General features: G+C 69.4%; 6 protein-coding genes and 2 riboswitches. All 6 genes read left to right on the top strand.

Annotation, left to right across the window (positions count from 1 at the left end; translation table 11 throughout):
* Positions 1-34: 34 nt before the first annotated feature.
* Positions 35-129: riboswitch (glycine riboswitch) on the bottom strand.
* A gap of 17 nt (positions 130-146) precedes the next feature.
* Positions 147-232: riboswitch (glycine riboswitch) on the bottom strand.
* A 426-nt stretch (positions 233-658) separates the two neighbouring features.
* The 6 genes from LO55_RS17585 to ligA all read left to right on the top strand — a co-directional run bounded on the left by LO55_RS17585 (position 659) and on the right by ligA (position 12,927).
* Entirely contained in the window at positions 659-1,219 is a 561-nt protein-coding gene (locus LO55_RS17585; protein WP_071362452.1) for an ATP-dependent Clp protease proteolytic subunit, read from the top strand.
* A gap of 123 nt (positions 1,220-1,342) precedes the next feature.
* The gene (locus LO55_RS17590; protein ID WP_071362453.1) at positions 1,343-3,619 is read left to right on the top strand and encodes a DUF1631 family protein; all 2,277 of its coding nucleotides are present in this window, start codon (positions 1,343-1,345) and stop codon (positions 3,617-3,619) included.
* Between the two features lie 35 nt (positions 3,620-3,654).
* Entirely contained in the window at positions 3,655-7,164 is a 3,510-nt protein-coding gene (smc, locus tag LO55_RS17595) for a chromosome segregation protein SMC (protein ID WP_083415401.1), read from the top strand.
* Positions 7,165-7,243: 79 nt separating this feature from the next.
* Entirely contained in the window at positions 7,244-9,100 is a 1,857-nt protein-coding gene (locus LO55_RS17600) for a sensor histidine kinase (RefSeq protein WP_083415402.1), read from the top strand.
* Between the two features lie 191 nt (positions 9,101-9,291).
* On the top strand, positions 9,292-10,551 hold the full coding sequence (locus LO55_RS17605; protein ID WP_071362455.1) for a cell division protein ZipA C-terminal FtsZ-binding domain-containing protein: 1,260 nt from the start codon (positions 9,292-9,294) through the stop codon (positions 10,549-10,551).
* A gap of 57 nt (positions 10,552-10,608) precedes the next feature.
* Positions 10,609-12,927 (top strand): NAD-dependent DNA ligase LigA, encoded by a 2,319-nt coding sequence (gene ligA, locus LO55_RS17610; RefSeq protein WP_071362456.1) that lies wholly within the window; start codon positions 10,609-10,611, stop codon positions 12,925-12,927.
* The last annotated feature ends 8 nt before the right edge of the window (positions 12,928-12,935 follow it).

Raw genomic sequence — 12,935 nt, forward strand, 5'->3', positions numbered from 1 at the left:
CATGAATAGGGTGTCGGCACGATCGTCGTGCGCTATCGACCCCTCTGTCCTTGGTACCTGAGAGATAGCGGCTGGCGCCGCTTGCCCCTTCGGTGGACCGCATCGCGGCCGCTCTCCAGAGTTGACCGGCCGCGCCGTGCGCCGCCGTCCCTTGACCGGTCCTTTTGCCTGAGAGTTTATGGGTGAGTGCCCCTTCGGCGGCAGCGTCGCTGCGCTCTCCCGATCAAGACTGCGGAGGATATGCCAGCCCGCCAACCCTGTCAACCACGCAAGCCCCACATTAATTGCCATTGCCCCCTTACCCAATAAATAGGGTCAGAGTCGAATTCTTTGACAACTTTCGAAGTTGCTCGTTAATGCTACTCTGACCCTAATTAATTTGTGACTGCCGGGGAAACAAAAAGCATTCATCTGGAAAACTATTTGACGCTGAGAATCTAACGTCGATTTTGATAGCGCTAAGCGGTCCAAAATTAATGAGGGTCGGAGTTGAATTGTTTGATAACTTTGAGGAATTGCCCAATAAATCTACTCTGACCCTCATTGTAGAGTTCCATCGCAGAACTGCTTGAAAGCATTGCTGCGCACTATTGGTGCACGGGGTGTTTGTCGTGATTTGCTACACTTGTTCCACTTACTTTGTAGGCGGGAACAGACTATGAACGACGAAAAAACTTTGCAGGAGAAAGAGGGTTGGTACACGCTGTCGGGCGACGTCAACAGCGATATGGTGCACCGGATGTTCGATGCGGTGGCGGCGATGACCGAGGACGGGATCGATACCGCCCACGTGCTGCTGCAGTCGAATGGCGGCTATGTCAGCGATGGCTTGTGCCTGTATAACTTCATGGCCAGCTCGCCGATCAGGTTCGTGATGTATAACGCCGGGGCGGTGGCCTCGATCGCGGTGGTGCTGTACCTGGCCGGCTCGCGCCGCTACGCCAGCGAGACCGCGCGCTTCATGATCCACAAGTCGCATGCGACCGCCTCGCCCGGTTCGCGGCCGGATGCGCTCAACATCATCGTCGAAGGCCTGCGCGCCGACGATGCGCGCACCGAGGCCATCCTGCGCAAGGAAATCGAACTCTCGCCCGAGCAGTGGAGCGTGCACCAGTACGGCGACCTGCACCTGACCGCGCGCGACGCCAAGAAGGCGAAGATGATCCACGAGGTGCTGGACTTCGCGCCGCCGAAAGGCGCCATCCTGCGCAATATCTGAACCGGGACGTTCCGTTGGCCGTCGCGCCGGCGGCCGATGGCGCCCCGGCCGGGATGTGTTTGGTCATTGCTGAGAGGTAAGAATATGGCAGAATAGGGGCTTGCCTCACTTCGCCGAACCGTCATGGCCACCCCATCCGCCCAGACCTTTGCCGCGCGCAAGGCCGCACCCGCCCAGCAGGCGGCGCTGGCCGAGCTGGTCGACATTGCGCGCAGCCATGCCGAGTCCGGCCTGGCGGACATGGCGCGGCGCATGGTGTCGGCGCTGCTCGACCTGACTGCGGCCGGGCTCGACCCCGGCACCGTCATGCGGCGCGTCAAATCCGGCAATCTTCTCAAGGACAACGGTTACGCCTTCACCCACCTGGCGACGAGCGAGATCGAGGCGGCCCTGCGCCGGGAAGTCGCGCGCCTGCTCCCGCACGCCGCCAACGCCCCGGCCGAAGCCGCGTCCGCCCCGGTCGAACTGAGCCTGGTCCCGCTGGAACAGATCGACCAGCAGATGGCGCTGGGCGCCGTCAGCCGGCCCTTCGACCTGCAGCATTCCGAAGGCCTGGCCACGCTGGGCGTGCGTCTTGGCCTGCTGCTCGGGCGCGACCTGGTGCGCGCCGCCCACAACCCCTTCCGGCCCGACGTCTTCCTGGCCGCCGTGGACGCGGCCTGGCGCCAGTTCGAGCCCGATCCCGACGCCCACGGCCTGGTGGCGCCGCTGCTGCGTCCCGGCCTGATGTTCGATCTCGGGCCGCTGTACGACGCCCTGGTCGCCAAGCTCAAGTCGCGCAAGGGCGGCGACGCCGACACCCGCTTCAGCAAGACCGACGACCGCGCGTCGCGCCAGTCCGAACGTGCCCGGCGCGACGCCGCGCTGGCCCAGCAGCTGCGCCAGCTGTTCGACCCGGCCCTGGCCGTCCCTGAGATCCCGGACCTGCCGCAGGGCAGCGGCGGCTGGCGTCCGAGCGCGGCGTCCGGCTTCGCGGTGGCGCCGCTGGCGCCACCCATGCCTGCGGCGGGCGCGCTCCCGTCCGGCGCCGCGGCGGGCCCTGGCGCCCATCCCGGCCCTGTCTACGCGTCGGGTGGCGCCGGCAGCGCCGCATCGCCGGTGGCGTCCGTTCAACCCTTGATCGACCTGCTGGCGCGCGCCGGCGCCGCCGGCCCGGACGCCGCGCCCGGCGTGCCGGTCCTGCCAGGCCTGCGCGCCAGCCTGCCGCAGGGCGCCCTGTCGCGCGGCGACGAAACGACGCTCGACCTGCTGTCGCGCGTGTTCGGCAGCGTGCTGCAGGACGACGGCGTCGCCCCCGAGACGCGCGAACTGATCGGCCACCTGCAGCTGCCGGTCTTGCGCACCGCGTTGCGCGACCGCAGCTTCTTCTTTCAGGAGGCCCATCCGGCGCGGCGCCTGCTCGACCTGCTGTCGCAGGCCGGCTGGGAGCGTCCCCTGGACGCGGACGACCCGGTCTACCGCGCCATGCGTCGCAGCGTCGAGCGCGTGCGCGACCAGGTCGACCCCGAGTTCGCCGCGGCCGTGGCCGACATCGAGGCCGGCCTGGCCGCCCGCGACAGGGTGGAAGAGGCGGCCATGGCGGCGCCCATCGCCCAGGCCATGCGCAATGAGAAGCGCGCCGCCGCCGAACGTTCGGCCCGGCGCGCGGTGGCGCTGCGTCTGGCCGGGGAACGCTTGACCCCGGCCGTCACCGGTTTTCTCGAAGGCCGCTGGAGCGCCGCGCTGGCGCTGGCCTACACGATCGAGGACCGCCGTCCGGGCGCCATCGACAATGCCACGCGCACGATGGACGACCTGATCTGGAGCGTCAAGCCGAAGGCGACCCAGGAGCAGAGGAAGGCCCTGATCGCGCGCCTGCCGGCGCTGCTGGCAAGCCTGAACAACTGGCTCGACGCCACCCGCTGGCAGGACGCCGAGCGCCTGCAGTTCTTCGCCGAGCTGGCCGAATGCCACGCCTCGATCGTGCGCGCGCCGATCGAGCTGCCGCCCGAGCGCCAGCTCGAGCTGGCGCTCGAGGCGGCCCAGCAGGATGCGCTGCGCCGAGTCGCATACGAGCAGGCGCAGGAGCAGGAAGAGGAGCGGGAGCAGGCCCGCATCCAGGCCGAGGAAGCGCAGGCCGCGGCAAGCGATCCGGCGGCGGCCATCCTGGCCGGCCTGGAGCGCGGCATGCGGCTCGAGCTGCACGAGGCGCACATCGTGCGCCGGGTGCGCCTGGCCTGGGTCAGCCCGCTGCGCACGCTGTACATCTTCTCGGGCGCCGGACGCCAGGAAGCGTTTTCGCTGCCGGCCGCGCGCCTGATCGATCTGCTGCGCGAAGGCGCGCTGCGGGTGGTGGCGCCCGAAGGCGTGGTCGGCCGCATCCTGAGCGCTGCGGTCAAGCCCATGCCCGCAATGGTATGATGCGCGCTTTACCTCTACAGCAATAGCCGATCCACGTGCGCCTCTCTTCCATCAAATTGTCGGGATTTAAGTCGTTCGTCGATCCCACCAATTTCCAGGTGCCGGGTCAGCTGGTCGGCGTGGTCGGCCCCAACGGCTGCGGCAAATCCAATATCATCGACGCGGTGCGCTGGGTGCTGGGCGAGTCGAAAGCCTCCGAACTGCGCGGCGAGTCGATGCAGGACGTGATCTTCAACGGTTCCACCCACCGCAAGAGCGCCGGGCGCGCCTCGGTCGAACTGGTGTTCGACAACAGCGCCGGCAAGGCCGCCGGCCAGTGGGGCCAGTACGCCGAGATCGCGGTCAAGCGCACGCTCACGCGCGACGGCACGTCCACCTATTACATCAACGGCCAGCCGGTGCGCCGGCGCGACATCCAGGACATCTTCCTCGGCACCGGCCTCGGTCCGCGCGCCTACGCCATCATCGGCCAGGGCATGATCGCGCGCATCATCGAATCGCGCCCGGAAGAACTGCGGGTCTTCCTCGAAGAAGCGGCCGGCGTCTCGAAGTACAAGGAACGGCGCCGCGAGACCGAGAACCGCCTGTCGGATACGCGCGAAAACCTGCTGCGGGTCGAGGACATCCTGCGTGAACTTAACGCCAACCTCGAAAAACTCGAAGCCCAGGCGGCGGTCGCCAACCGCTTCCGCCAGCTGCAGGCCGACCAGGAAGAAAAGCAGAAGCTGCTCTGGCTGATGCGCAAGAACGAGGCCAAGGCCGAACAGGTGAAGTTCTTCCGCGAGATGGAAGAAGCGCAGACCAGCCTGGAAGCGCAGACCGCCAGGCTGCGCAACGTCGAGGTCGACCTCGAACACCTGCGCCAGGCCCACTTCGCCGCCGGCGACCGCCTGCACACGGCCCAGGGCGCCCTGTACCAGATCAATTCCGAGATCGGCAGCCTGGAGGCGCAGATCAAGTTCGTGGTCGAGTCGCGCACCCGCCTGCAGAACCAGATCGTCACGCTCACCGCGCAGCGAGACGGATGGCTGGCGCAGGAACAGGAACACCGCGAGGGCCAGGAAGAAGCCGAGATGCAGCTGGAGGAACTGGCCGCGCGCGCCGAAGGCGCCCAGATCGCGGTCGAGGTCCACCACGAGCGCCTGCCCGAGCTGGAAGCGGCCTGGCGCGCCGGCCAGGAACGCCAGGCCGCCTCGCGCGCGCGCGCCATGCAGGTCCAGCAGCGCATCGAGCTGGCATCGGCCCACGGCCGCAACGCCGCCGGCATCCTGGGCAACCTGGCGGCGCGGCGCGAACGCCTGCAGCAGGAGAGGAACGGCCTCAACCTGCCCGACAGCGCGACCCTCGACAACCTGCGCCTGCAGCTCGAAGAACAGCAGCAGTCGCTGGAAGAACAGACCATGCTGCTCGAGGAAGCGACCGGACGGCAAGAGGCGGTCGAACTCGAGCGCAAGGAAGCGCATGCGCAGGTGCAGGTCGAGAGCGCCGCCAACGCCCAGTTGGAGGCGCGCCTGAATGCGCTGCGCCAGATGCAGGAGCGCGTGCAGACCCAGGGCAAGGTCCAGCCCTGGCTCGAGAAGCACGAGCTGGCCGGCTTGCCGCGCCTGTGGCAAAAGCTGGACGTCGAAGCGGGCTGGGAGGCCGCGCTCGAAGCCGTGCTGCGCGAGCGCTCCGGCGCGCTGGAGGTGTCGAACATCGACTGGGCCAAGGCCTTCGTGCTTGACGCGCCGCCGGCCCGCCTGGCGCTGTACGCGCCGCAGGCGGGCGGCCACGCGGCGCCGCCCGACGGCTTGAAGCCGTTCTCCAGCCTGCTGCGCGTGAACGACGCCGGCGTGCGCGGCGTGCTCGAGGACTGGCTGCACGGCGTGTACGTGGCCGGTGACGCGGCCCAGGCCTTCGCCGAGCGCGCGCGCCTGCCGCAGGGCGCCGCCTTCGTCACGCGCGAGGGCCACATGGTGACCCGCTCCAGCGTGCGCTTCCACGCGCCGGACGCCGAGCAGGACGGCATGCTGGCGCGCCAGCACGAGATCGAGAACATCGGTAAACAGCTCAAGGCCCAGGCCTTGCTGGCCGACGAGGCGCGTGCGCGCGCCGTGCGCGCCGACGCCGCCGTGACCGACCTGGCGCGCCGGCTGCAGGATGCGCGCGGCCGCGTGGCCACCTTGCAGCGCGAGGCGCACGCGCTGCAGATCGAGGTGCTCAAGCAGAGCGAGATCGAGGCCCGCTTCAACCAGCGCAGCGGCCAGATCGCGGCCGACCTGTCCGAGATCGCGGCCCAGGAGGCCGAGCAGCGCCAGGCCCAGGCGGAAAGCGAACAGGAATTCGAGCAGCTCGACCTGGAACTGGCCGAGCTGCAGGAGGCGCACGAAAACGGCCAGACCGCCTTCCTCGAGCAGGAGCAGGCGCTTGGCCGCGCGCGCGAGCACCTGCGCGAACTGGAACGCAGCGCGCAAGAGGCGCAGTTCGCCGAACGCGCCCAGCGCAGCCGCATCGACGAATTGCGCCGCACGATGGCGACCGCCGCCACCCAGGCCGAGCAGGTCGGCGCCAGCCTGGCCCAGGCGCGCCTGGAGCTGGAAGCCCTCGAGAGCGGCACCGCCCACGAGGGCTTGCAAGAGCTGCTGGACCGCCGCACGAAGCAAGAGGTAGCGCTGTCCGACGCCCGCCACGAGCTGGACCAGGTCGCCCAGCAGCTGCGCGCGGCGGAAGAGTCCCGCATGCAGTCCGAGCGCAGCCTGCAGCCGCAACGCGACCGCATCACCGAGATGCAGTTGAAGGAGCAGGCCGCGCGCCTGAACCAGGAACAGTTCGCCGAGGCGCTGGCCGCCACCGGCGCCGACGAGGCGGCGCTGTCCGAGAAGCTCGACCCCGAACTCAAGCCCCAGTACCTGCAGGGCGAAGTCACCCGACTGACGAACGCCATCAACGGCCTGGGCGCGGTCAACCTGGCGGCGGTCGACGAGCTGGCCCAGGCCACCGAGCGCAAGCGCTTCCTGGATTCGCAGAACGCCGACCTGGACGAGGCCATCACCACGCTCGAAGACGCGATCGGCCGCATCGACCGCGAGACGCGCGACCTGTTGCAGGACACCTTCGACCGCGTCAACGGCCACTTCTCGGAACTGTTCCCGATCCTGTTCGGCGGCGGCAACGCCAGGCTGGTCATGACCGGCGACGAGATCCTGGACGCCGGCGTGCAGGTCATGGCCCAGCCGCCGGGCAAGAAGAACGCCACCATCCACCTGCTGTCGGGCGGCGAGAAGGCGCTGACCGCGACCGCGCTGGTGTTCTCGATGTTCCGCCTGAACCCGGCGCCATTCTGCCTGCTGGACGAGGTCGACGCGCCGCTGGACGACGCCAATACCGAGCGCTTCTGCCGCATGGTCAAGCGCATGTCGGACCACACCCAGTTCCTGTTCATCTCGCACAACAAGATCGCGATGGAGATGGCCAGCCAGCTGATCGGGGTGACGATGCAGGAGCAGGGCGTCTCGCGCATCGTGGCGGTGGACATGGAGTCGGCCGCCGACCTGGCCGCCGCCTGAACGGACGCGGCCTTCGCGGGCCGCCGTGCTACACTGGCCCGGCTCTGCCAGGGCGCGTCCCACCGTACGATTGCTTGCAATGACCGACTACTCCAGATCACCGCAGCCCGCCCCCATCCCTTCAGCACTGGAGCAGGGCGTGCGGCTGATCGGCGCGTCGCCGGCGCCGATGTTCATCGTGCGCCGCGACAGCCGGATTGGCGGCGTCATGGCCGCAGCCAATCCGGCCTTCACGGCGCTGCTGGAAGGCGCTCGGACCGCATCTCCCGATGCCTGGACGCCGCTCGCGGCGCTGCTGCCGGGCGCCATCGATCCGGTTGCGCGCATCCTCGACGGCAGCCTGGCCCAGGCCGGCGCCGAGCTGGAACTGCCCACGCGGGTCAAGCTCGCTCTGTCGCCGGTGTGCGAAGCCGATGGCGCCATTGTGGGCGTGCTGGGCGTGGCCGCGGCGCTGCCGCCGCAAGTCGACCAGGCCGCGCGCGAACTGGGGCGGCTGGTCGAACTCAGTCCGGTCGGCGTGGTGCGCTACACCGTCGACGGCGAGATCCTCGACTGCAACGACGCGTTTCTCTCCATGCTGGGACTGAGCCAGGAAGACCGCCGCCGCGGCCTGTCCTGGCGCGCGCTGACGCCGCCCGAGTGGCGCGAGGTCGACGACGCCGGCCTTGCGCGCCTGCAGGCGCACGGGGTGATGCCGCTGATCGAGAAGGAATTCCTGCACCGCGACGGCCGCCGCATTCCGGTGCTGGTCGGCGCCGGCAACCTGCTGGCCGATGGCCGCCAGGGCTTCGGCGTGGTGATCGACATCTCGGCGACCCGCGCCGCCGAACGCGCGCTGGCCGAGAGCGAGGCGCGCTTTCGCGCGATCACGAACGCGATGCCGCAGATGGTGTGGTCGACCCTTCCCGACGGCTTCCACGATTACTACAACGACCAGTGGTACGCCTTCACCGGCGTGCCGCCCGGCTCGACCGACGGCGAGGCCTGGAACGGCATGTTCCATCCGGACGACCAGGACGTCGCCTGGGCCAGGTGGCGCCATTCGCTGGCCACCGGCGAACCCTACGAGATCGAATACCGGCTGCGCCACCATAGCGGCGCCTACCGCTGGGTGCTGGGCCGCGCCTTGCCGGTGCACGACGCGCGAGGGGTGATACAGCGCTGGATGGGCACCTGCACCGACATCCACGAACACAAGCTGACCGAGGATGCGCTGCGCGAGGCCGACCAGCGCAAGGACGAGTTCCTCGCCATGCTCGGCCACGAGCTGCGCAATCCGCTGGCGCCGATCCGCAGCGCGGCGGCGCTGCTGCCCCTGGCCAAGGCCGATGCGGCCAAGGTCGAGCACATCGGCCAGGTGATCGCGCGCCAGGTCACCCACATGACCGGCCTGATCGACGACCTGCTGGACGTGTCGCGCGTGACGCGCGGACTGATCGCGCTGGTCCAGGAAGACGTGGCGGCGCGCCTGCTGGTCGACGAGGCCGTCGAGCAGGCGCGCCCCCTCATCGAGGCGCGCGCGCACGCGCTGTCGGTGGCCGACCACGCCGGCGGGGCCTGCATCCATGGCGACCGCAAGCGCCTGGTCCAGGTGCTGGCGAACCTGTTGTCGAACGCGGCCAAGTACACGCCGCCGGGCGGGCGCATCGTCGTCGCGCTGGCGCGGGTGGACGGCATGGTCGAGATCGCGGTCAGCGACAACGGCATCGGCATGGCGCCGGAGCTGGTCGACGGCGTGTTCGAACTGTTCCGCCAGGGGCAGCGCACCCCGGACCGCTCGCAGGGCGGCCTGGGCATCGGGCTGGCCCTGGTCAAGCGGCTGGTGCACCTGCATGGCGGCCGGGTCGGCGCGTCGAGCCCGGGAGAGGGGCAGGGCAGCGAAGTCGTGGTCGCCCTGCCGGCCTGCCGTGCGCCGGACGCGCCGGCGCCCGCATGATGATCGCGGTGGCGCGCCGGCTATCCATGGCGTCCGCGCGGGGGAGTTGGTATGATTGCACGAATTTCCGTGGGGAGAGCGCCCGCACGGATGCATTTCGATCGAATTAACCATTTCGCAGAACAACAGGACCGCGTGGCCCGCAAGGCTGGCGGATTCGGCGCGAATTTCGCTATTGAGGCACAAGCAGCATGACTGATTTCCAAATGAGCCTGATCGCAGCCGGCGGCGTCTTCGTCGTCGGCGTCATCACCTACAACAAGTGGCAGGAATACAAGGCCAGGAAGAGCGTCGAACGCGCCTTCGCCTCCGACCACGACGACGTCCTGATGCGCGACGGCGAGCAGGTGCCGGCCGTGGACCGTCACGAGCCGGTGCTCGAGGCCGGCCTCGACGACAAGGCGCCGGTGCTCGCCAAGGAACCGGTGCTCGACGCCGACGCCTTCGCGCCGGCCGACGTCAAGCCCGAGCCGCAGCTGGACACGCCGACGCCGGCCGCCGCGCCAGCCCCGGCCCCGGCCCCGGCCCCTGCGGCGCCGGTCACGCCGCCCGCCACCAGCTACCGCGCCGCCGGCGCCAGCGCCGCCCAGGATGCGGTGGCCGCCTCGCTGCCCGGCACCCGCCCGGGAATGCCGGCCGCCGAACTGGCCGAATGCCTGGTCGATCCGCTGATCGACTGCCTGATCCCCCTCTCGCTCGAAACGCCTGTGCGCGGCGACAAGATCTTGCCGGCCCTGCAAACGCTGCGCCGCGTCGGCAACAAGCCGATCCACTACATCGGCTTCGCCGTCAGCGGCGAATGGGAGCCGATCGTCCATGGCGGCGTGTACACCAAGCTGCAGGCCGGCGTGCAGATGGCGACCCGCACCACGGCGCTGAACGAACTCGAATACTCCGAGCTGGTCACCCGCCTGCGCGCGGTGGCCGACGAGATCGGGGCCGAGCCGGAAGTGCCGGACATGATCGAGGTGATGGCCGAGGCGCGCATCCTGCACCGCTTCGTGGCCGGCCACGACGCCCAGCTGGGCGTCAACCTGGCCGCGAATGGCGCGCCATGGGCGATGTCGACCCTGATCGGCGCCCTCGAGAACGCCGGCTTCGACGTGCGTCCGGACGGCCGCTTCGCGATGCCGGACAAGGAAAGCGCGGGCGGCGGCGTGCTGTTCACGCTGTCGACCAACGTCACCCTGGGCGCCGACACCACCTCGCGCCTGACCCTCCTGCTGGACGTGCCGTGCGTCGCCCCCGCGCGCGACGGCTTCGGCCGCATGGTCGAGACCGCGCGCGGCCTGACCCAGCGCCTGGACGCGACCATCGTCGACGATTTCGACCAGCCGCTGGTGGACGAGGCCCTCGACGAGATCAAGAGCCAGGTGGGCGAGTTCTACCAGGAGATGGACGCGGCCGACATCCCGGCCGGCTCGACCCGCGCGCTGCGCCTGTTCAGCTGAGGATTCCCGGTGACCGAGCAAGAGCTACAGAACGACCGCCAGCGGCGCATTGAACGAATGCGTTGGCTGGTCGCGGAACTGAACCGCGCCAGCTACAACTACCATGTGCTGGACGCGCCGACGATTCCCGACGCCGAGTACGACAAGCTGTACCACGAGCTGCTGGCGCTGGAGACCAGCCACCCGGAGGCCGTCGACCCCGACTCGCCGACCCGGCGGGTGGGCGACGCGCCTATTCCCGAGTTCGGCCAGGTCAACCATGCGGTGCCGATGCTGTCGCTGAACAACGGCTTCACCGACGACGACATCGACAATTTCGACCGCAAGGCGCGCGAGGGGCTGGAAGTGCGCCAGGTCGTCTACAACGCCGAACTGAAGTTCGACGGCCTGGCCATCAGCCTGCGCTACGAGGATGGGCGCCTGGTGCAGGCGGCGACCCGCGGCGACGGCTACACGGGCGAGGACGTCACCGCCAATATCCGCACCGTGCGCGTGATCCCGATGCGGCTGCATGGCGGCGACGTGCCGGCGGTGCTCGAGGTGCGCGGCGAAGTGCTGATGTTCAAGCGCGACTTCGAGGCCCTGAACGAGCGCCAGCGCGCCGGCGGCCAGAAGGAATTCGCCAACCCGCGCAATGCCGCCGCCGGCAGCCTGCGCCAGCTGGACGCGCGCATCACCAATGAGCGCAGGCTGCGCTTCTTCGCCTATGGCGTGGGCCAGGTGGAAGGCGCCGACTTGCCCGACACCCATTCCGGATTGCTCGACTGGTTCGAGGCGCTCGGGCTGCCGGTGGCGAAGGAACGCAAGGTGGTCGCGGGCCGCGACGGCCTGCTCGACTTCTACCGCGACGTCGGCGAACGCCGCAAGTCGCTCCCTTACGAAATCGACGGCGTGGTGTACAAGGTCGACCGCATCGAGGACCAGCGCGCGCTGGGCTTCGTCTCGCGCGCGCCGCGTTTCGCGCTGGCCCATAAATTCCCGGCCGAGGAAGCGCTGACCACGGTCCAGGCGATCGAGGTGCAGGTCGGCCGCACCGGCGCCATCACGCCGGTGGCGCGCCTGGTGCCGGTCTCGGTCGGCGGCGTCACCGTCACCAACGCGACCCTGCACAACGAGGACGAAGTGCGGCGCAAGGACGTGCGCGTGGGGGACACCGTGATCGTGCGCCGCGCCGGCGACGTGATCCCCGAGGTGCTGGCGGTGGTGCTGGAGCGCCGCCCGAGCCCGGAACCGGCCATCTATGAACTGCCGAAGCAGTGCCCGGTGTGCGGCTCGCACGTGGTGCGCGAAGCAGACGAAGCGGTCGCGCGCTGCTCCGGCGGGCTGACCTGCGCGGCCCAGCGCAAGGAAGCGATCCGCCACTTCGCCGGCCGCCGCATGATGGACATCGAAGGCCTGGGCGACCGCTACATCGACAGCCTGGTGGAGGCGAACCTGGTCAAGGGCGTGGCGGATCTCTACAAGCTCACGCTCGACGACCTGCTCAAGATGAAGCGCCTGGCCGACGAGCGCGACGGCACGACCCCGGAAACCGTCAAGCAGGGCAAGGTCGCGACCAAGTGGGCCGACAACCTGCTGGCCGCGATCGCCGCCAGCAGGCAGCCGCCGCTGGAGCGCCTGCTGTTCGCGCTCGGCATCCGCCACGTGGGCGAGTCGACCGCCAAGACGCTGGCCGACTGGCTCGGCAGCCTGGCCCTGGTGCGGCGCGCGCCGGCCGCGCTGCTGCGCGTGCTGCCCGACATCGGCGGCACGGTGGCCGAGTCGATCGCCGAATTCTTCGCCGAAGAAAAGAACCAGATCGCCCTGAACGCCTTGCTGGACGCCGGCGTGGCGCCGAAGGGCGAGCATGCGCCGAAGGCGCAGCTGCGCGAAAAGCTCGACGAGATCAAGCTGCTGGCCGCGCTCGACATCCCGAAACTGACCGAGCCGCGCGCGCGCCAGGTGGTGGGCGCCGGCCAGACGCTGGAAGACATCGGCGTGCGCACCGACTTCGGCATCTTCGGCCTGCCGGCAACGGTCGCGGCCGCGCTCGAGGAATGGATGGCGGTGCGCGCGAACCGCGAACTAGTGCAGTCGCTGGCGGCCCTGCGCCGCTCGCTGCTGGAATCCCTGCCCGAAGCATCGGCCGCCGCCGCGCCCGAGGGACCGCTGGCCGGCAAGACCTTCGTCCTGACCGGCACCTTGCCGACCCTGAGCCGCGACGCGGCCGGCGCGCTGATCGAGGAGGCCGGCGGCAAGGTGTCGGGCTCGGTGTCGAAGAAGACGTCCTACGTGGTGGCCGGCGCCGAAGCAGGCAGCAAGCTGGCCAAGGCCGAGGAACTCGGCGTCACGATCCTGGACGAGGCGGCGCTGCTGGCGCTGCTGGCGCAGTCATAACAATGCAA

This window comes from Massilia timonae (assembly GCF_001866515.1).
Taxonomy (GTDB): domain Bacteria; phylum Pseudomonadota; class Gammaproteobacteria; order Burkholderiales; family Burkholderiaceae_D; genus Telluria; species Telluria timonae.